The organism is Pseudoalteromonas phenolica, assembly GCF_005886345.1.
GTDB lineage: Bacteria > Pseudomonadota > Gammaproteobacteria > Enterobacterales > Alteromonadaceae > Pseudoalteromonas > Pseudoalteromonas phenolica_A.
This window is the reverse complement of sequence record NZ_PNEC01000021.1, coordinates 51,044-70,790: the sequence shown is the minus strand read 5'-3', so window position 1 is coordinate 70,790 and position 19,747 is coordinate 51,044. Positions and strand designations below refer to the sequence as shown.

At 39.0% G+C, this 19,747-nt stretch carries 17 protein-coding genes; 10 read left to right on the top strand and 7 right to left on the bottom strand.

Features of this window, described 5'->3' with window-relative positions; genetic code table 11:
* Window positions 1–11: 11 nt before the first annotated feature.
* Entirely contained in the window at window positions 12–674 is a 663-nt protein-coding gene (locus CWB72_RS10025; protein WP_138631079.1) for a DUF6445 family protein, read from the bottom strand.
* A 30-nt stretch (window positions 675–704) separates the two neighbouring features.
* Between CWB72_RS10025 and CWB72_RS10020 the strand changes: the two genes are divergently transcribed.
* From CWB72_RS10020 to CWB72_RS09990, 7 genes are all read left to right on the top strand, one after another.
* Window positions 705–1,682 carry a cupin-like domain-containing protein gene (locus tag CWB72_RS10020; RefSeq protein WP_138631077.1) on the top strand — a complete coding sequence of 326 codons (978 nt, stop codon included), beginning with the start codon at window positions 705–707 and terminating at the stop codon, window positions 1,680–1,682.
* 97 nt (window positions 1,683–1,779) lie between these two features.
* Window positions 1,780–2,490, top strand: a complete 711-nt coding sequence (locus tag CWB72_RS10015) for a SapC family protein (protein WP_130256463.1) — start codon at window positions 1,780–1,782, stop codon at window positions 2,488–2,490.
* Between the two features lie 125 nt (window positions 2,491–2,615).
* On the top strand, window positions 2,616–3,644 hold the full coding sequence (locus tag CWB72_RS10010) for an isoaspartyl peptidase/L-asparaginase family protein (RefSeq protein WP_138631075.1): 1,029 nt from the start codon (window positions 2,616–2,618) through the stop codon (window positions 3,642–3,644).
* A gap of 94 nt (window positions 3,645–3,738) precedes the next feature.
* On the top strand, window positions 3,739–4,167 hold the full coding sequence (locus CWB72_RS10005; RefSeq protein WP_130256465.1) for a CBS domain-containing protein: 429 nt from the start codon (window positions 3,739–3,741) through the stop codon (window positions 4,165–4,167).
* Between the two features lie 100 nt (window positions 4,168–4,267).
* Window positions 4,268–8,152, top strand: a complete 3,885-nt coding sequence (gene hrpA / locus CWB72_RS10000) for an ATP-dependent RNA helicase HrpA (RefSeq protein WP_138631444.1) — start codon at window positions 4,268–4,270, stop codon at window positions 8,150–8,152.
* A gap of 87 nt (window positions 8,153–8,239) precedes the next feature.
* A complete protein-coding gene (locus CWB72_RS09995) occupies window positions 8,240–8,623 on the top strand; it encodes a response regulator (RefSeq protein ID WP_138567915.1) in 384 nt (127 codons plus the stop codon).
* Between the two features lie 9 nt (window positions 8,624–8,632).
* The gene (locus CWB72_RS09990) at window positions 8,633–8,923 is read left to right on the top strand and encodes a PilZ domain-containing protein (RefSeq protein ID WP_130256466.1); all 291 of its coding nucleotides are present in this window, start codon (window positions 8,633–8,635) and stop codon (window positions 8,921–8,923) included.
* Between the two features lie 185 nt (window positions 8,924–9,108).
* Here CWB72_RS09990 and CWB72_RS09985 read toward each other — a convergent pair whose 3' ends face one another.
* Together CWB72_RS09985 and smpB are read right to left on the bottom strand one after the other, a co-directional pair.
* The gene (locus CWB72_RS09985; RefSeq protein WP_138631073.1) at window positions 9,109–13,296 is read right to left on the bottom strand and encodes a DEAD/DEAH box helicase; all 4,188 of its coding nucleotides are present in this window, start codon (window positions 13,294–13,296) and stop codon (window positions 9,109–9,111) included.
* Between the two features lie 66 nt (window positions 13,297–13,362).
* Window positions 13,363–13,845, bottom strand: a complete 483-nt coding sequence (smpB, locus tag CWB72_RS09980; protein WP_138631071.1) for an SsrA-binding protein SmpB — start codon at window positions 13,843–13,845, stop codon at window positions 13,363–13,365.
* A 140-nt stretch (window positions 13,846–13,985) separates the two neighbouring features.
* On the opposite strand from smpB, the gene CWB72_RS09975 reads away from it, so the two are divergent.
* Window positions 13,986–14,420 (top strand): type II toxin-antitoxin system RatA family toxin, encoded by a 435-nt coding sequence (locus CWB72_RS09975; protein WP_138631069.1) that lies wholly within the window; start codon window positions 13,986–13,988, stop codon window positions 14,418–14,420.
* Window positions 14,420–14,734, top strand: coding sequence for an RnfH family protein (locus CWB72_RS09970; RefSeq protein WP_130256469.1), 315 nt, complete (start codon window positions 14,420–14,422; stop codon window positions 14,732–14,734). The genes CWB72_RS09975 and CWB72_RS09970 overlap by 1 nt, the downstream gene beginning before the upstream one ends.
* Before the next feature lie 70 nt (window positions 14,735–14,804).
* Here the strand turns inward: CWB72_RS09970 and CWB72_RS09965 are convergent, their stop codons facing one another.
* Window positions 14,805–15,164 (bottom strand): outer membrane protein assembly factor BamE, encoded by a 360-nt coding sequence (locus tag CWB72_RS09965; protein ID WP_138567896.1) that lies wholly within the window; start codon window positions 15,162–15,164, stop codon window positions 14,805–14,807.
* A 119-nt stretch (window positions 15,165–15,283) separates the two neighbouring features.
* On the opposite strand from CWB72_RS09965, the gene CWB72_RS09960 reads away from it, so the two are divergent.
* Window positions 15,284–15,595, top strand: coding sequence for a GIY-YIG nuclease family protein (locus tag CWB72_RS09960; RefSeq protein WP_138631067.1), 312 nt, complete (start codon window positions 15,284–15,286; stop codon window positions 15,593–15,595).
* On the opposite strand, the gene CWB72_RS09955 is transcribed toward CWB72_RS09960, so the two are convergent.
* The 3 genes from CWB72_RS09955 to CWB72_RS09945 form a co-directional block, all read right to left on the bottom strand.
* Window positions 15,523–16,167: a M28 family peptidase gene (locus tag CWB72_RS09955; RefSeq protein WP_252371524.1), complete on the bottom strand. Its 645-nt coding sequence runs from the start codon at window positions 16,165–16,167 to the stop codon at window positions 15,523–15,525. The two genes, CWB72_RS09960 and CWB72_RS09955, sit on opposite strands and share 73 nt — an antisense overlap.
* Before the next feature lie 208 nt (window positions 16,168–16,375).
* Complete coding sequence (locus CWB72_RS09950) at window positions 16,376–17,551, bottom strand: tetratricopeptide repeat protein (protein ID WP_138631063.1); 1,176 nt, start codon at window positions 17,549–17,551, stop codon at window positions 16,376–16,378.
* A gap of 153 nt (window positions 17,552–17,704) precedes the next feature.
* Window positions 17,705–19,618: a methyl-accepting chemotaxis protein gene (locus CWB72_RS09945; RefSeq protein WP_138631061.1), complete on the bottom strand. Its 1,914-nt coding sequence runs from the start codon at window positions 19,616–19,618 to the stop codon at window positions 17,705–17,707.
* Window positions 19,619–19,747: the final 129 nt, after the last annotated feature.

Sequence of the window (19,747 nt, the reverse complement as noted above, 5' to 3'; positions counted from 1 at the left end):
ACTCGACAGGTTTATATTTCAAAAAAAGAGGCTACAGTCAATCGGCCTCTTTTTGGATCTGCTGAGATACTTTTAGCTTTGTTTATATCGGCACAATGAAGTAAATTACTCGGATAAATGACAATTCTGTTGAATTTTGCCTCGACAGAAAAGACACTTTCAAATAAATCATTGTTATTTGTTAGGTATCCTCTCTGTTTATTATTGTTCAGAGCATCTTGCATCAGTTGCACATTTTTAGGTGTTATTTTTATATCACCAGAAGGTATATGCTTATAAATAGATGTTCCTCCGTATTGGCTATCGCAAAGATAGTGAACACTTGCATATTGGCAGTCTTCAAGAGAATCCACATGAGGAAGTGATTGGAATTCGTTTAATTCTTCATCGGGGATAGTTATTAAGCTGAGCATACACCTATGAATATAAGTTTCACTTTCAAACAGCTCATTCAATAGCTCTTGTAAACAAGCTTCATAAGGTCTAGGCATTAAATCCCTAATACCTGGGTACAAAGTACCATCTTTACCAGGCGGGTTAAAATAAGCTGTTTTGCATGCAAAAGACACTATGTCTTCAGGCTCAGATAAAAAATTATCAATCACATAAATGACATCGTTGTCATTAATCTTTGTTTTCTGTATTGTTATTTTTTTACTTAATGATAGTTTCATAAATCAATTTTAATATATGGGTTAGGTGGTATGGCAATAACAGAAGTTGGAAGGAAGGAGTTCTTTGATAATTTAGAAACCTTTATTAATTTAAACCTTCCGGTAAAAATCTCGGACTTTCATCACGCAAGCCATAGTTCAATTGATTTAAATAATATAACAGAAATTCTTAAAGAAAATGTAGTTTCTGAACAGATTCATTATTCAAAATTAGCTGAAGAGTTTGCAGGCAGATATTTTTACAATGATCGTGTAAATGCTCTAAATTTTGAACATCATACATGCTCCATTAGTGAGTTTTTTAATCTACTAAAAGACCCTAACACCAATAAAAGCTTTTACGCAGCTCAAGCGATTCCTTTAAATATAGTTTTTAATAACTTTGTTAAAGAAATTTTTCAGTGCCGTGAGTTAAAAGAGGATGTTGATGCTAGGCTTTGGCTAGGGAACAAATGTAATACTGCAGCTCACTTTGATTTTTCTCACAATATTGCACATGTGCTGAAAGGACGAAGAGAGTTTAAATTGTTTCCGACCCATCAAATTCAGAATTTATATGTGGGACCTATATCTTTAACACCAGGAGGCACTCCGATAAGCATGGTTAATGTTCTTAACCCTGACTTTGATAAATTTCCGAGGTATGAAGCGGCTCTACAACATGCTGTTGATGTTGCATTGGGGCCTGGTCAAGCTGTGTTTATTCCAAATTTGTGGTGGCATGCTGTGCAATCACTAGACTCTGAAAATATTTTATTAAATTATTGGTGGAAAGAATTAAACAACGAAGGTAGCTTACCGTATGATAGCTTAGTGTTTTTAATGTCTTTTATTCCTAGTTTGCCTATTCAAGAAAGAAAAGCATGGAAAGAAATATTCAATTATTATGTTTTTCAGACTGAAACTGATCCCAAATCTCATTTGCCTGATGACTTGCATGACATATTGATGAACTTATCACATAACGATCTTATGACTATCAGAACATGGTTTAAGGGCAAATTATAAAGTTTTTTATTTTGCGAAAATTACTCTTCCAATTTAGATACAAAACCTTTAGCCTTATGGCAAAAGTAATAATTACGTAAACGAACGGAGTAGTATTATGGCGGAGCAACAAGTGCAGCCTTTACATAACGAGAAGCATGCCAACACAAAAGTAAAAAACGGCATCAACGTTGAATTTTTAAAATCACAGCACTTAATGCCAGTAGTTGCGCATGAATTTGCGCGTGTTGCAACTGAATTCCCAATGGCATTTGTTAAAAACACAGAAACAGGTCAATTCCAGCCAGTTGCTATGTTTGGTTTAGAGCCGGGTGAAAACCTTTTTGTACAAGACGGAAAGTGGACAGCAGGCTTTGCACCTTTAGCTGCTGCGCGTTACCCTTTCGGTCTTGTAAAGCACCCTGAAGAAGATCAATTTGGTATTGTTATTGACGAAGCAAGCCCATTAGTTGGTGAAGAAGAAGGTAATGCGTTATTTGCTGATGGCAAAGAAACTGAATACCTAGAGCGTCGTAAAGAAGCACTTGTAAACTATGTAGAGTTTGCACGCGTAACTGAAGCATTCACAGCTTACCTTGCAGAGAAAGAGCTATTAGTTCAACAAACACTAACAGTTGAAATCGCTGGTGAGAAAAAAGACATCAATGGCATCTACCTTGTTGATGAGCGTAAGCTAAACGAATTAAGTGATGAAGCATACCTAGAGCTACGCAAGCGTGGTTATCTAGCACCTATCTTCTCTTTCTTAACGTCTACTCACCAAGTAGCACGTCTAGCGCGTTTAAAAGCACAGCGTGAAGCTAGCTAATTATTGATTTAGCAAAAAAAAGCACCTAAGGGTGCTTTTTTTATGCATGATATTTGAGTTCAACGAGTTTTGTTGCATTTTAAATATGGTCTTTTCACTATGAATAAAAAGACCAAGGATTAATTATGAAATATGCAACTCTTTTAGCCGCCATCGGTTTTGCTGTGTCGAGTATCAGTGCATTTGCAAAAACTCAACCTATTGCCATAGCAATACATGGTGGTGCAGGCACGATTGAAAAAAGCCGTTTTTCACCTGAACAAGAGAAAGCCTACAGAGCAAAATTAAAAGAGGCAGTAGAGGCAGGTTATAAAGTGCTTGAACAAGGCGGTGAAAGTCTAGATGCCGTGACAACTGCTGTCAGAATTTTAGAAGATTCTCCTTTTTTTAATGCGGGTAAAGGCGCTGTTTATACTTATGAAGGCGAACATGAACTAGATGCGTCTATTATGGATGGTCGAAACCGTCAAGCGGGTGCTGTAGCTGGAGTAAGAACACTTAAAAACCCTATAGATTTAGCCCGCTCAGTGATGGAAAACTCTGTTCATGTGATGCTGAGTGGTGAAGGCGCCGAGCAATTTGCAAAACTGCAAGGCTTCGACTTTGTAGATAATCGTTATTTTGATACTAAACACCGTTATGAAGCCCTTATCAGAGCTAAGAAGAAGCTCCATAAGGCAAATAAAACCAACAAAGACTATCAGGCCGCGCACCAAGCGCTTGCAAACGAATATAAAATGGGCACAGTCGGTGCCGTCGCTTTAGACAAAAATGGTAATTTGGCTGCTGGTACATCAACTGGCGGTATGACTGCAAAGCGTTATGGCCGTGTGGGTGATTCACCAGTAATAGGTGCGGGTACCTTTGCTGATAACCGCTCATGTGCTGTTTCGGCGACTGGTCACGGTGAGTATTTTATTCGTTACAGTGTTGCCAGTGATATTTGTGCAAGAGTTGAGTATCAAGGTAAGTCAATTGAACAAGCGGGTAAAGAAGTGATCCACGATGTACTTATGCCTATCGGTGGTACAGGCGGTGTGATCATTGTTGATACGAAAGGCAATATTAGTATGCCATTTAATACCAAAGGCATGTATAGAGCAAGCAAGTCTTCTAATCAAGAAACGCAAGTGGGTATTTTTAAACACGATTAAGTAACAGTTTAGAGTTTAATTATTTTTAAAATACGAGCAACTCCATGATAGCCAGCTATATTTAAATTAGCTGGCTTTTTAATGGAGCGACAAAATGCATTCAATCAAAGTAAAAGACTATTTAAATCATCGCCCAGTGACTTTCTCTCAAGATATGCGCATTGAGGCAGCAGTTGAAAAATTATTACAAAGCGGCCAATCAGGTGGGCCTGTTATTGATGCCACTAAAAAGGTTATTGGCTTTCTTTCTGAACAAGACTGTTTAAAGAAAATGCTTGAAGCAACCTATCAAAATGAATCTCATAGCGTAGTTGCTGATGTTATGAATTCAGAACCTTTATGTGTTTCTGCTGATGACAGCATTGTACAAATGGCAGATCGAATGACGGTTAATACGCCGAAGCTTTATCCTGTTTGCGATACCGAAGGGTTACTTGTTGGTGTGATCACTCGGGCTCATGTTCTTCATGCGTTAGATAAATATTTGCATGATAATTATGAGTCCGGTCATCGATATGTGTAATAGAGTTTTAACAGTTTAACTAGATAATTTAACTCGTAGGCTCAGTAAACGCTTTTTGATATACTTGCGGCTGTTTTATTTTTAAAAGAGTGTCGTGGAAGTGAGTGTAGGACCGCTGTTTACTGAGCTAAAAACTTGCCTTAAGAAAGATCAGTTTATTTTTAAAAAACGCCTGCATGGCGTTAAGAAAATAGGTGACGAGAATAAACAAAACAAAGTTATTGCTTCAATTAAGAAAGATATTGAGGCCAGTCAGTCGTTGCGTGTTACCCGCTTAGAAAACCTACCAAAAGTAGTTTACCCAGAGCAACTTCCTGTTAGCCAGAAAAAAGACGAGATAAAAAAAGCCATTGCTGAAAACCAAGTAGTAATAGTGGCAGGTGAAACAGGCTCGGGTAAAACCACACAGTTACCAAAAATTTGTTTAGAGTTAGGCAGAGGTGTTGATGGCTATATTGGTCATACTCAGCCTCGTCGACTAGCAGCCAGAAGCGTGGCAAATCGTATTGCCGAAGAACTTAATTGTGATTTAGGTGAAGAAGTTGGTTTTAAAATTCGATTTAGCGACCAGGTTGGCGACAATTCGTACGTTAAACTTATGACCGATGGTATTTTGCTTGCTGAAATTCAAAACGATCGTTATTTGAATCAGTACGATACGATTATTATCGATGAAGCCCACGAAAGAAGTTTAAATATTGATTTCATTTTAGGTTATCTGAAAAACTTATTACTGAAACGTCCTGACTTAAAAGTGATCATTACATCGGCTACGATAGATCCAGAGCGTTTTTCAAAGCACTTCAATAATGCTCCAATCATCGAAGTGTCAGGTCGTACTTACCCTGTAGAGGTGAGGTATCGTCCAACGCTTGATTTGGCTGGTAATGAAAGTGAAGCAGAAAACGATCAACTTCAGGGGATTTTTGATGCGGTTGATGAGCTCTGTGCAGAAGGTCCTGGTGATATTCTTATTTTCATGAATGGTGAAAGAGAGATCAGAGATACCGCTGATGCACTAGGGAAGCGCAACTTAAAAGGCGTCGAGATTTTACCGCTTTATGCAAGACTCTCAAACGCAGAGCAAAACCGTATTTTTGCCCCGCACAGTCACCGACGAATTGTTTTATCAACTAACGTAGCTGAAACATCACTGACTGTTCCAGGCATTCGTTATGTAATTGATCCGGGCACTGCGCGCATTAGTCGTTATAGCTATCGTACCAAAGTGCAGCGCTTACCAATCGAGGCTGTATCTCAAGCTAGTGCCAACCAGCGTAAAGGTCGTTGCGGACGTGTGGCTTCAGGTATTTGTATTCGTTTATATTCTGAAGAAGACTTTTTAGGTCGCCCAGAGTTTACTGATCCTGAGATACTTCGTACAAATTTAGCGTCGGTTATCTTACAAATGCTTGGCTTAGGGCTTGGTGATATAAGTCAGTTTCCATTTGTCCAAGCTCCAGACAGCCGTAACATTAACGACGGTATTGCATTACTTGAAGAGTTAGAAGCGGTTCATCCTTCAAAAAGAAGACAGCAGACTAAGCTTACTCAATCAGGTCGTTCGTTGAGCCGCTTACCGATAGATCCTCGCTTGGCGAAAATGGTGTTGTCTGCTGAAAAGCTTGGCGCATTACGTGAAGTGATCATCATAGTTGCTGCTTTATCCATTCAAGATCCAAGAGAGCGCCCGCAAGATAAAAAAGGCGCGTCAGATGAAAAACATGAGCGCTTTGCGCATCCTGATTCTGATTTCTTAGCATTCTTAAATTTATGGTATTATCTAGAACAACAACAAGAAGACTTAAGTCGCAGCCAATTTAGAAAACTCTGCCAGAAAGAGTTTTTAGCCTACATGCGTATTCGAGAATGGCAAGATATTGTTTATCAGCTAACCTCCGTTTGCGAAGAAATGGGGTTGAAGTTAACTGATAATCAAGCTGAAACCGACAGCATACACCAAGCTTTATTGGCTGGTATGTTGAGTCACGTTGGTTTTAAAGACGAAAAACAAATCTATAAAGGAGCGCGGAATAGTCAATTTAATATTTTCCCTGGCTCCAGCTTGTTTAAGAAGTCACCAAAATGGTTAATGTCTGCTGAACTGGTTGAGACCAGTAAGCTCTATGCTCGTATGAACGCGAAAATAGATGTGGCTTGGATTGCTCCAATTGCACAGCATCTTGTTAAACGTAGTTTTAGTGAACCACACTGGGAGAAAAAGCCAGGCTGTGTAATAGCTTATGAGCAACAAAGTTTATACGGCATTATCATAGTATCGAAGAAGCGAACTGTTTATAGCCAAATAGATCCTGCAGTGAGTCGAGAGCTATTTATCAAAGAAGCACTTATTGCTAATCAGTTAGGTCAGCAAGAGGGGTTCTTAAAATATAATCAAGATCTCATAGATGAAATTCATACCCTAGAGAAAAAAGCCCGCCGCAGAGATATTCTGGTTGATGAAATCACTTTGTTTGAATTTTATGATGAAAAAATTCCGCAGGATGTAAATAACCGAGCGGCGTTTAATCACTGGTGGAAGAAACAAAAGCAAAAAGATAAACGCTATTTGCACATGACACGTGATTATTTGATGCAGCATGGTGCTGAGCAAATTACTGAATTTGATTACCCAGATACATGGCAGCAGGGTAATTTGATTTTGCCGTTAAGTTATCATTTTGAACCAGGTCAACCAGTGGATGGTGCAACGATTAATATTCCACTGGCATTACTTAATCAAGTTCAAAATGAAGGGTTTGATTGGCATATTCCAGCATTAAGGCACGAACTTATTTGCGGGTTAATTAAGAGTTTACCGAAAACTATAAGAAGAAATTTCGTACCTGCACCTAATTACGCTGATGCAGTAATGGCCAGTGTTGAGCCAATGCAAGGGCGTTTAATTGACGCTTTAAGCAACCGGCTTTTGAAGATGACAGGCGTTCGTGTAGCTGAAGAGCAATGGGATCAAAGTACTTTAGATACGCATTTAGTTATGCAATTTCAAGTTATAGACGATAAAAATAAAGTACTTGCACATGGCAAAGATTTAATGAAATTAAAATCGCAATTGCAAGGTCAAGTAACAAGCACATTGTCGAAAGTAGCTGAGCAAGGCATTGAGCAAGCAGATTTAATTGAGTGGCAATTTGGTGATTTACCAAAAGAATATACTAAAAAGCAGGGTAACTACGAAATTAAAGCCTTTCCGGCTTTAGTTGATAAAAAGTCGAGTGCTGCAATTGAACTGTTTGATAATGAAATAAAGGCACAGGCAGCGCATCAACAAGGGTTAAGGAGACTGGTACTGCTAAATGTTCCATCTCCGATTAAATATTTACAGCAGCACTTGCCTAACAAAGCCAAGCTAGGTTTGTATTTTAATCCATTTGGTAAAATTAATGATCTGATAGACGACTGTATTGCTTCAGGTGTAGACGCATTATTAGCAAAGCATGGTGATATCAGAGATGAACAATCATTTGAACAAGTTAAAGAGTTTATAAGAGGCGAACTTGGAGATGCAGTGGTTGAAATTGCAACTCAAGTTGAGCAGGTTTTAAGTGTTGCTCACGGGATTAATAAACGAATGAAAGGTAAAGTAGATCTGACCATGATCACGGCACATGGTGATATTAAATCTCAGCTAGAATCACTTATTTTCAAAGGCTTTGTCAGTAAGCATGGAGCCGAAAAACTAGCTGATTTATTACGCTATTTAAAAGCCATTGAACGCCGCTTAGAAAAGCTACCTGTTGATCCAAATCGTGACAGACTCTGTACATTAGAATTAGATAAAGTTGCGCAGGAATATAATAAAAAGTTATCTAAAGTACCAAAAGATTTACCTGTGCCTACAGATTTATTAAATATTTTTTGGATGCAGCAGGAACTAAGAGTGTCTTTGTTTGCTCAAACATTAGGAACGCCTTACGCAATTTCAGCTAAACGGGTTTTGAATGCGCTTAAAGAGTGCGATTAATTTTGTGAACAGCTTGCAATTTGAGCTAAGCGAATTACCTTAATAAGAGGAACTAAATTGAGTATTGAAAAGGAACTAGCATTGCTAATGACAACTCAAACCAGCAAAAAGCCAACACCTCATGTGTTGGTTGTTGATGACGAATATTTTAATTTTGAAATGTTGACTACGGCTTTGTCGAGCAGCTTCGAATTAAGCTATGCTGATTCAGGAGAAACTTGTTTGTCATCGGCTATTGCAAGTCCTCCAGATGCCATATTACTTGATGTGTGTATGCCTGGTTTAGATGGTTATGATACCTGTCGGCTGTTAAAAAACACGCCCGAAACAAAAGATATTCCTATTGTTATGCTGTCTGGACTAGAGTCTGAGCAAGAGCAGCAAGCTGGGTTTGATGCGGGATGTGATGCTTATGTTGTAAAGCCCTTTTCAATGCAGCAATTATTAGAAAAACTAAAATCAATGGTTTAGGAGTACCTTATGTTGTACGAAGATAAACGTCGTTTTATGCGCATGATGGTCAACGCTGAGGCTAAAATTTCAATTTTAGAACAGCAAATTACACTTACTGGTAGATGTATAGATTTAAGTGCGACAGGGTTATCAGTTGCAGTAGAAGAGCCTTTAGAAGTTGAAACAGTTGTTGATGTTCATATCAATTCAACCAGTGCCAGTATCCCACCGCTAAATGCCCACACTAAAATTGTGAGATGTACTCAAGAGGAAGAAGGGCAATATATTCTTGGACTAGAGATAATCCAGTTTAATTAATTGAATATTGAGGCTAGAGTTAACTTAGTAAGCAACTCTAGCTTTTGTTTAACTATATCAACGCTTTTAGCTTTGAATTGTTCCCTGATCGTTAGCTTTGAATAAACTGCCACAGAAAAGATACTAGCAGATCTCAGGCTAAACTGACTTTATATGAATGCCATATCAGTTGATGAGCTCAACCGTTAAAAAGTTTCTTTTAATAAGCCTAATAGCTCAGAAACACTGAGAGACTCAACTGAACTTCCCTCATCAAGCAATTTATCCGCAAGTTCTTTTTTATGTTCATGTAGGGCGAGGATTTTTTCTTCAATGGTTTGCTCTGCGACTAAGCGATAAACCGTGACAGGTTTTGTTTGGCCAATGCGATGTGCGCGATCAGAAGCTTGCGCCTCAACCGCGGGGTTCCACCACGGATCAAGATGGATAACATAATCAGCTGCGGTAAGGTTTAATCCTGAGCCACCGGCTTTCAAACTTATTAAGAATATTTCACCTTCACCGCGTTGGAACGCATTAACACTTTGCTTGCGCTGCTCTGCAGGGGTTGCACCATCAATATAATGAAAAGGGGTTTGCTGTTCTTCTAATAGCGCTTTTACCGCTTGCAAGCTACCGATGAACTGGCTGAATATCAGGGCTTTGTGTTTATTTTCTCTAAGTTCACTCAGCAACAGAGCCAGTTGCTTCAACTTTGAACTTTCGATGTCGGCATTTGGTGATACTAAAGTGGGGTTACTACACGCTTGTCTTAGCTTGGTTAGCTCAGCAAAAATCTGCATACGCTGTGTTGCGATACTTTGCTCTTTTTGAATTACAGCTAGTTTCTCGACGGCATTGACTCTTATTGCTTCATATAAATGTCTTTCTTGCTCATTAAGTGGCACATGAATATCTATATGTGTGCGTGGCGGCAGTTCAGTTAATACTTCAGATTTTAGTCGTCTAAGAATAAAAGGCTTAAGCATAGTTTTTAAACCAAAGGCGGCTTTTTTGGCCTTTATTGGGTCTTCGTCACTTTGCTCAATAGGTTGAGCGAAACGGCGGTTAAAGGTTTTTAAGTTGCCTAATAACCCAGGGTTAACAAATCTGAATAAGCTCCATAGTTCACTTAAGTTGTTTTCAAGCGGCGTACCTGTGGTGATCATTCTAAACTCGGCCTTTAAAGCGCAAGCAGCTTGTGTTCTTTGCGATAACGGGTTTTTAAGTGCTTGTGCTTCATCAGCAACAACAGTTTGCCAGGTTACGGGTTTAAGTATATCAATATGGCGTTGCAACATGGCGTAGCTGATAATCAAACATTCATTGCCTGTGAGCGCTTCGACAAATTCAGAATTAGGGTTGTCAGCAAAATTAAAAACACTCAAAGTGGGTGTAAATTTCTTTGCTTCTTGTTGCCAATTAAAACAGACCGAAGTGGGTGCAATGATCAACGTTGCTCCCTGTGATGCGCGAGCTTGGATAACAGCTAGCGCTTGTAATGTTTTACCTAAGCCCATGTCATCCGCCAAACATGCGCCTGCACCCCAATGAGCTAACTTCATCGCCCACTGAAAGCCTTCAATTTGGTAGTGACGTAAATCAGCATTTAAATAAGGCGAAAGCTTGGGTTGCAACTTTTCAGCTTCAAACATACGCTGGGTTTGTTGTTCCCAGCTATGCAAGGTTTTCATGCGCATACCAGACATGGCTTCATTGATCATTTTGCCTGCAAGTGGATGAAACTGTCCGTGCTCGCTAGCCATATTGATGGTATCGAGTCGAGCTTTTAATTGCTCTGACAAGCACAGTACTTGGGCAGACTCTAGCTTGATAAAGCGGCTACCACTTTGTTCGGCTAACTGCAGTAAATGCTTAACAGCTATTACTTTGTCATCATCTAGCTGAAGCTCGCCTTGCAAATTAAACCATTCATTTTGACGGTACATTGCAAGCTGTAAATGCTGCGTTTGTAGCTCTGGTGATAAAGAAAGGGTTTTACCTTTCGGCCATCGTAATAATAAAGGCAATGAGGCATGCTCTTGTTTGCTTACCTCTTCAAGCTTTAATAACACTTCATACGCATCTTGAGGTACTGAAACTTTAAGCTGGTTATCTGCCATCGCCTGAAAGGCGGGGCAGAGTACGTCTAAACGCTCTAGTAACTGCTGTTCAAACGCTAAGTCTCGAGATGTGGTTAGCCGCTCATGCTTTATTAATACAGAGATATGCTTTGCGCCGATAGCCGGTTTAAAAGCAGGACCTTCTTCACCTAAGGGCATCACGATACATGTAAACACTAAACCCTCTTGATAGGGTTGTATGTTGATGATGAGCTTATTATTCGCAGTGATTGGTTTGGTGGTTGATGCTTGGCTATCTGCTACTGATTTATTGTCTAAACTACTTTGAATATCAATCAAAGGCGCTATGGCTTGCACACTTTGCAACAGCTCTGCTTCGGCTGAAATAGGCAAAACAAGCCCTTCTTCTCGGATGATACGAGCCACTTTTAAATGCTCGGTTTCAAAGATGCTAAAGCCATATTCATCAGACTGCATTTGATAAAAAGAGAAAACTGGGGCTTCGCGTTCTAATGATTTGGGTAAATGACTGATTGAAACATGGATCTCTTGTTGATGCTTGTCGATAAGTACAGCGGGGGAGTATTCAGAAATACTGATTGGCATCGTAAAGTCATTTCTGAGGTATATGTTCGGTGCGCCTTTGATTACCCTGAAGGCTTTAAGACCCGTTAACTGATACTGAGTGTCTGTACCTCGGTAATCTTCAAAAGAGAGCTTTTCAATAGCTTGAATAATGGTTTTGTCTTTTACAGTTAAGCAGTTTAATGAACTTGATGATTCTAATAACCGTTGTGCCGATATTGGTCTTCCTTTACTCCAACCCTGAGCCGACCTAGTTTGTATTCGTGCGGTGAAGTAGGAGTGTTCATCTGCAAAGTGTAATTCCCATATTAAACGCTCATCGTTATTTGATTGGGCACTCTTGGGTTGAGATAGATTAGTAAGTGCTTTCAGTTGCGATAAAGCTCTATCCCATCTTGGCTTGGCTTTTACGCTTTGGGTAAAGTCAATCGCAAGTGGCGTCGATTCATGACGTAACTGACGAGTAAGATTGGCAAAAAGAGACAGCTCGCCTTGATCAAAATTGCTCACGAGCGTATTGATGTGTTCTTTATTTAAACTTGCTGTTTTAGCAGTCCAGTGCTGAGCAAAGAGGGTAAGCAAAGTAGCGATATTCTCTGAAAATGCCGAATGTTTAACGTTGTTTATCACGTCATTTAAGTAAGCCGGTTCAGCCTTCTGAATAGCCTGAGCCAATTCAATGAATATAGACGCGATGAGTTTGTCGAATGAGTCTGAGTGCTTATTATTTTTTTGCTGTTTGCACAACTCGATGAGTTTTGTCAGTTTACTTGGCTGATTGTCGGCACCTTGTAATAGCAGCGCAAACTTTTGGAATAACCCAAACACACCAAATAAGTAGTTTGACTTTTTCCCGTAAAGCTTATTTTTAAGTTTGATTGCTTGTTCGAACTCGTCAACTGATCCATTGACTTTTCCGTTGAATAAAGTAATCGTGGCCAGTATTTGCCTGTGATAGAGCGACTTAGCCTCGCCTGCTAATAAGGCTTCAGCTTGTTCAAATTCACCTTGCAGCATTAAATGCTCGCCGTAGAGCAATTTGAGCGGTAAAAAATGACAATGTTGGTACACATTTTTAAGTAAATTAAGCGGATAGCTGAGCGATGCGCCTTTTTGCTTTCTAAACGCTAACCAAGTCGCAAATGCTTGATATTGAATGTTTTCAGGAAGCTCCGCAAAAGCCGATTCATTGAACGGCATAAAACAACATTCAAGGAGAATTTGGTTTCGTTTATGGTCGATTAATTGGGGGTTTTTATCTAGGCGTAGGTGTTTTTCTAGGCTCTTAAATTCTTTGAGATAGAAATAATCGCGGGCGAGCCTTTGCTCATCTTGGAAGGTTTTCTCCCAATCATATAGCTGTAAAACGGGCACAACGTCTTCAGCAAGTTTTAGAATGGGTAAAAAGCTCCCTTGTTGAATACTTAGCTCTGTTAATTTATTAGCTAGAAGCGGATTGACCTTGTGAACATCGTCTTTTGCATTGAATAATCCACTTTGGGCTAACACTTCAATATCAGGGTTGCTCAATCGCAATAAGTTAGAAGGCCAATCAATTTGAGTTTGGTTACTTAGCTTTTTGCAAAGTTGATTGATATGTCCCCGACTCAAGGGTTTATAAACGACGGCCAAAACCAGCAACAGCTTTTGTTGTTCAATATTGAGTGTTTCGTAAAGTTGAAACAATAGGTTTTGTTGCTGTGCAGTATGTTCAGAAATAAGCATGTGGGTTTGGCGTCGCTTGAAAAAATAAACCCCAGCATGCTGGGGTTTAGAGAAATTTTAAATTGTTTATCTGGCTTTATGCTTCATTAAGCGCTCTTTGTCGCGCGACCAGTCTTTGTCTTTGATATCGGCGCGCTTATCGTGCATCTTCTTACCTTTGGCTAAATGGAACTCCAATTTAACCCAGCACTTTTTCCAATACATTGCAGTTGCAATCAGTGAAAAACCATCGCGCTCAGTAGCACCAATCAACCTATCTAGTTCACGCTTCTTGAGAAGCAGTTTACGATATCGCATTGGATCACAAATAACGTGAGTTGATGCACTGTTTAATGGTTGGATCTGCGAGGCAAGTAAAAATGCTTCGCCGTCTTTAAGATGAATATAAGTATCAGAGATATTTACTTTACCTGCTCGGATACTTTTAACTTCCCAGCCTTGTAGTTCAATACCTGCTTCGAACTTATCGTGTAAAAAATACTCGTGTCGCGCTTTTTTGTTTAACGCGATGGTATTACTGTTTGCTTTTGGTGATTTTTTCTTTGCCATAATGGCGTAGTCTACCTACAAATGAACTGATTAAACAGAGCTTTTTGAGCTTTGTTACTTATTTTTACGCACTCATGCTGTGTAGACAAGATAATTATTTAAAAGCTTGGTAAAATCGCCGCAAAGTAAGTGGAGTAACTATGCCGCAAATTGAAAAAAGTGCGCTGGTGATGTACAGCAGCCAAGAAATGTTTGATTTAGTCAATAATGTGAATGCGTACCCGGCGTTTTTACCGAATTGTTCTGACGCAAAAATTATTTCAGAAAATGAAAATACAATGACTGCCAGTTTAGAGATCTCTAAAGCGGGGTTAAAAAAGTGGTTTACGACTAACAACCGGTTAGCAGGTAACAAAGTTGAAATGCAATTGGTAGATGGTCCTTTTAAGTCATTACAAGGTTATTGGGAATTTACACCGCTAGACGAACAAGCGTGTAAAGTATCATTAAAACTCGAATTTGAGTTTGCGAGTAAATTGATCGAAATGGCCTTTGGTAAAGTGTTTAATGAAGTCGCTAAGAATATGGTGGTTGCCTTCACTCAACGCGCCAAAACAGTTTATGGAGTTCGTTAATGATCAAAGTAGAGATTGTTTTTGCACTACCAGATACGGCGACCAGTTTAAGTATTGAAGTCGCTGAGGGCACAACAGCCGAGCAAGCAGTTTTACAGTCTGGTATCGCGGAAAAATGTCCTGAGATTGATTTAACTAATCTGGCCCTTGGTGTATGGAACCGCACTGTAAAAAATCATCAAGTATTAAAAGAAGGGGATAGGATTGAAATTTATCGTCCTTTGATTGCAGATCCAAAAGCGGCGAGAAGACAGCGAGCTGAAAAGGCAAAAGAAGAGGGAAGAGCAAATAAAGTCACAGGTGGTAGAGCCTAGATTAACTTAACTTCTTAGTTAGATATTAAAAAAGGGCATGAAGCCCTTTTTTAATATCAAAATAAAATACTTATTGCTCAAGAGGAGTATTAAAGTCTTCTGGCTCTTCAAAATCTCCACTGATGCGTGTGAGTAAGCCATTTTCGAAATGCACAACTAAAGACTTTCTTCGCTCTGTATCGCGGCCGATATTCAAAGTATAACTGTAATGCCAGCTGTCATCTGAGAAAGCATCTTTAGCAACTGGACTGCCAAGTACATATAGCACTTGTTCTTGCGTCATTTGAACTCTTAATTTGTCGATATCGCTTTGTTCTAAAAAGTTGCCTTGTGGAATACTAATTCGATATACCCAACTTGAACAGCCAGACAACATCACAGTCATAACTACTGCACTTAGCCAAACAGCGAGGGATTTTTTTACTAGCATTTATTTGTTGATCCTTTTTCTTTTATTGGTTGCATAATACCGATTGCGTACAGAAGGTAAAGTTTCTTGATACACTTTGACGTTACAGAGTTAAAAAAGTTTCTGAATAGGTAAAAAAAGTGACACAAAGCAAAAAAAGTTGGTCTTTTTATATTGTTGAAACTAAATTTGGACACTGGTACACAGGCATTACGAATAATGTTACTGCAAGAGTGGCTGCGCACAACGCAGGAAAAGGGGCAAAAAACTTGAAAGGGAAGGCGCCGATAAAGTTAATTTACAGTCAAGAGGTAGGCGATAGAAGTATTGCAAGTAAATTAGAATGGCATATAAAAAAGCTCAGTAAGCAACAGAAGATTCAATTTGTTGACTCTAAAGGAGCGCGTGTTAACGAAACGATAAAATCACTAATTGACTCTACCACTAATTGATACTTAGCAAAATCCATGTTTTCTAAGGTATCTTTTTTACTATGGTGCTTGCTGTCTATGCCCATCCCAAAATAAATATATGGTATTTTCTTCTTACTAAAAGCATAGTGGTCGCTGGCTTTGTGCCAATTGATTCTTTTATTTTTCAACTTTTTATGTAACCTGAACTGAGACGAAGTGGCAAACACAGAAAAAGGGTGGTTTTGCTTCTGAAATTGCTCGATAAGTTTTTTGCTTGAGCGATCATGCAAAGCATATAAAGTATTTTTTCTGTTGACTGCGAGCATATCTAGATTAATATTTAATGCGTAATGTTCAGGTTTGATCGTAGTCACAAAGTGCTTTGCACCGTAAAGACCTTTTTCTTCGGCATCAGTTGCTAATAAAATAATGTCAGCCGAGCGTGAGACAGGCATTAACGCTTCAGCGATTGCAAGCAGTGCAGCAGTGCCTGTGGCATTATCATTTGCACCAGCGTAAAAGCTTTCTGTGGTACCACCGAGATGATCATAATGCGCAGTGACAACGATTTTTCTTCCACACACAGTTTGGTCACAAGGTAATAATGCCACTACATTATGGCCTAAAGCAGTGCTAAAAAACCCACTTTTAAATTCAAAACTCTGAAATTCTGTCTTTATTCCTAAACTTTGAAATCTAGAATATATGTATTGTGCAGAAACATTAGGTTGGTCACTGCCAGCTTTTCTTCCTTGGTGAGAAGCACTAGTCAGTGTTTGCATATCAATCAGTAAGCTAGAATTTTGTGCAAAGGCAGAGCTAGCGACTAGCCAAGTACTTAAAAGCAGCGAGTTTACCTTTATAGCGTTTTTTATCATGAAGAAATTCTGCATTTTTGAGAGCAAGCTTAAGGTAACGTTCAGCACGATCCATATTTCCTAAGTAATAATAAACTTTTGCCAAGCCAAAATAACTATCATGGATATTTTTATCAAGCTTTCTTGCTTCATTGAAAAAATGTATTGCTTGATTTAACTCGTCTTTTGCTAATGCCTCATTTCCTTTTACAATCAGATAATAAGGGTTATTTTTTCTTTTAATCTCAAGCTGAATTTCTATTTGCTCCGCTTGGTTTTCTCGTTCAGTCAATCTATAAAGTATGGCTGTGTTCCCTAAGGCTGTATTGTTATTTGGGTCGACAAACAAGGCATGTTTATAAGTACGTTCCGCAAGTTCATACATGTTATTTATACGATATAGGATGCCTAAATTTCCCCAACTGCCAGAGTATGCAGGGTCAATTTCTATTGCTGCTTTAAAGTAACTATACGCTAAATCGTATTGCGCTTTTATCATGTGCATAGCCCCTTTGTTGTTGTAAAACATGGCAGTAATTCTCTCTTTGGAGATTTTACTGGTTTTAAACTTCTGTTCTCGACTATTAGGGTCAAAATCCACGGTAACAGAAGTTGGGGAGAAAAAGTAAATCTGATTATTTTCTTCACGACGATTTGACTGTTTAATAATTAAATTGACGTGGCCAGTGAGTAAACTATAGCCTTGGCTTTGATCCCAATATTCAGGAATATGGACACGCTGGAACTGAGCATCCAGTCCTAAATGCTCGGCTAAGCTGAATGACAAAATAGACAGAGATAAACAGTTGGCATTTAAACTATAGAACGCTTCAGATGCGACAAGGTTGGCACCGCTTTGGTAAGCTAGGCTGTTATCACCATTATGCATAAGAAACTTGAGTAGTTGTTTTGCTTGGCGAATGGTTGAACTATTACCCTTAATATATTGGTCTAGCTTAACTTTGATATCGTCATCTAATGCAAAGATGTTTTCTTGGCTTTCAATTGGCTTGAGTTCAAATTGATTACTATTGAGTAACTGATAATCGATTGCGGGAGGAGGAGTTTGTACTGATTGGCAGCCGAGAAAGAATAGGCAGGCAATGGCAATAAAATGATTAAGTACAATTGCTTTCATGCAATACGCTCCAACAGCTGTTCATACTTAAAGATTAGACGAACTTACCGTGTTGGTGTATTTTTAATCGTTACAAATTATTGCATTGATTTATTGTTTATAAAAAAGGCAGCAAAATTAGCTGCCTTTGAATATGTTTTATTGAAGCTAGCTTTAGTTCTGTTCGAAGCTTACCACCAAGCTATCTAATGTCTTAGACGACTCAGCTAATGACTCAATTGCCTGAGTAATAGCTTGGGTTTCGTTTACAACATTGTCGCTAGCAGCACTTATTTGCTCTATATTAAGACCTACTTCGGCAACCACATTACTTTGCTCTTCTGTTGCGGCCGCGATTAAAGTTGTCATGTCATTGATTTGGTTTGAAGTCTCACTCACATCTTTGAGTAAATCTACCGAATTTTGCATACTCATGACACTTTGCTCTGCTTGATTTCTAGACTGAGTGATCTGTGAAACAATATTCTCAGCAGCTATGGTAAGGTCGTTAATGGTACTGTGAATTTCATCGGTCGATTGAGATGTGCGACTAGCTAAGGCTCTGACTTCATCGGCAACAACAGCAAACCCTCTTCCGTGCTCACCAGCTCGAGCAGATTCAATGGCAGCATTCAGGGCAAGTAAATTTGTTTGTTCAGAAATACCGCGGATAACTTCAACAATACTAGCTATAGAGCGAGTGCGTTCAACAAGCGAGTTAACTTGCTCTGCCATACTATTAATATCATCGGCTAATTGACCCAAGGTAATTTGCGATTGCGCAATTTCTTGCTCACTGTGACCTACGGTGTTTTTACTCGATTCCGTTAGTTGTGCCGAGTTATTTGCATTGCCTGCAATTTCTTGCACTGTAGCACCCATTTGATTAATGGCGGCAGCGACAGATAAGGTTTGCGATTTTTGTTCATTTAAAGCATGGCAAGTTCGATTACTTTGCTCAGTTAATCTTAAGCTGGTCGCACGTATTTCGTGACTTTCATGGGCAACTTGTTTGATGGCATGCTCGATTTTAGTAATAAATTGATTAAATCCATCGGACAATGCTTGTAATTCAGGTTGTTTAGATTCAGGAAAACGATAATTTAACTTCGCATCTCCGCTGCCCAGGTTGGTGAACAGTTGTGCTATGTTTGATAATGGCGCTGCTAAAGTTCTTGCTAAGAATAAACTGACTAAACAAGCAAATATAGCAATAATGCTGGCATAACCAACAATTTGCCATTGCAGGCTGCGTATTTCAGTGAATACTTCATGTTCAGGCACTTGGGCTACAACAAATAGATTTGTCCCTTTGATTGGCTGACTAGCAATCAGCTGTGCATTACCTTCTAAAGAGGCGTTGATTAAATTAGAAGATTTACTCTGTAATAGCGCATTTGCATGCGCATTTCCGTATAGTTCTTTTAGTGATTGAGCTTTTGTTGAGCGGCTGTCAGGAAATAATTTAATTGCGCCAGTATTATCTACCACGAATACAAACCCAGTTTGCTCTAGTGTGAATTGGCTGAGCATACTTTGCATATCATTCACGCTTTTGGCAAGTCCTGCTAAACCTATACCATTTAACTGCTGGTGGTTTACAAACATGTTCACTGCACCGGTGGTTTCTCTAAAAATACTGATAGAGAAGGGGTCTCCGGATTGCGTGAAACCATAAAACCAACCATCTTCTTGGTGGTTTAATACTCGTAAAAAACCGTGCTGATTCCAATACTCTGCGGTATTTCGGTTTGCCCACGATGCTGTTGCTAAATCAAATTGTTCAGCAATTCGTTGTAGCTCGGCAACTAAAAGTGCATCGTCTTGTTGATGAGTATTTGCTGCAGCAAGAATAAATTGATTGCTTGAGAGTAGTTGCGCTGCATCTTTCATTTTCGCAATTTGTTTCTCAATTGATTTACTGATGTTTTCTACTTTGCTCGGCAATTCTGAATGCAACATACGTCTTTCGACCATGCCTTTTGCCTGATAAGTAGATATAACCCCGATAAGTGTTGCGACAATAATTGCAATTAAACTACCGAGAAGTGAGATTTTTACTGTAATGGATAAACTATTCGCTTTCATATTACTTATTTTGATAACGAGTTAAGTAATTATTCTAGCATAGGAATTCTTATCTACTATTGGAGTTTATTTAAAATTGTAAACAAATAGTAAAAAAGCCCAAAACTTTGCAGTTATAGGGCTTGGTTT

Coding starts and splice junctions, on each gene's coding strand:
- CWB72_RS09975 (WP_138631069.1), top strand. CDS start 13,986: ATGCCGCAAATTGAAAAAAGTGCGCTGGTGATGTACAGCAGCCAAGAA.
- smpB (WP_138631071.1), bottom strand. CDS start 13,845: ATGGCAAAGAAAAAATCACCAAAAGCAAACAGTAATACCATCGCGTTA.
- CWB72_RS09995 (WP_138567915.1), top strand. CDS start 8,240: ATGACAACTCAAACCAGCAAAAAGCCAACACCTCATGTGTTGGTTGTT.
- CWB72_RS10020 (WP_138631077.1), top strand. CDS start 705: ATGGCAATAACAGAAGTTGGAAGGAAGGAGTTCTTTGATAATTTAGAA.
- CWB72_RS09985 (WP_138631073.1), bottom strand. CDS start 13,296: ATGCTTATTTCTGAACATACTGCACAGCAACAAAACCTATTGTTTCAA.
- CWB72_RS09950 (WP_138631063.1), bottom strand. CDS start 17,551: ATGAAAGCAATTGTACTTAATCATTTTATTGCCATTGCCTGCCTATTC.
- CWB72_RS09990 (WP_130256466.1), top strand. CDS start 8,633: ATGTTGTACGAAGATAAACGTCGTTTTATGCGCATGATGGTCAACGCT.
- CWB72_RS10010 (WP_138631075.1), top strand. CDS start 2,616: ATGAAATATGCAACTCTTTTAGCCGCCATCGGTTTTGCTGTGTCGAGT.
- CWB72_RS10015 (WP_130256463.1), top strand. CDS start 1,780: ATGGCGGAGCAACAAGTGCAGCCTTTACATAACGAGAAGCATGCCAAC.
- CWB72_RS09965 (WP_138567896.1), bottom strand. CDS start 15,164: ATGCTAGTAAAAAAATCCCTCGCTGTTTGGCTAAGTGCAGTAGTTATG.
- CWB72_RS09970 (WP_130256469.1), top strand. CDS start 14,420: ATGATCAAAGTAGAGATTGTTTTTGCACTACCAGATACGGCGACCAGT.
- CWB72_RS10005 (WP_130256465.1), top strand. CDS start 3,739: ATGCATTCAATCAAAGTAAAAGACTATTTAAATCATCGCCCAGTGACT.
- CWB72_RS10025 (WP_138631079.1), bottom strand. CDS start 674: ATGAAACTATCATTAAGTAAAAAAATAACAATACAGAAAACAAAGATT.
- CWB72_RS09945 (WP_138631061.1), bottom strand. CDS start 19,618: ATGAAAGCGAATAGTTTATCCATTACAGTAAAAATCTCACTTCTCGGT.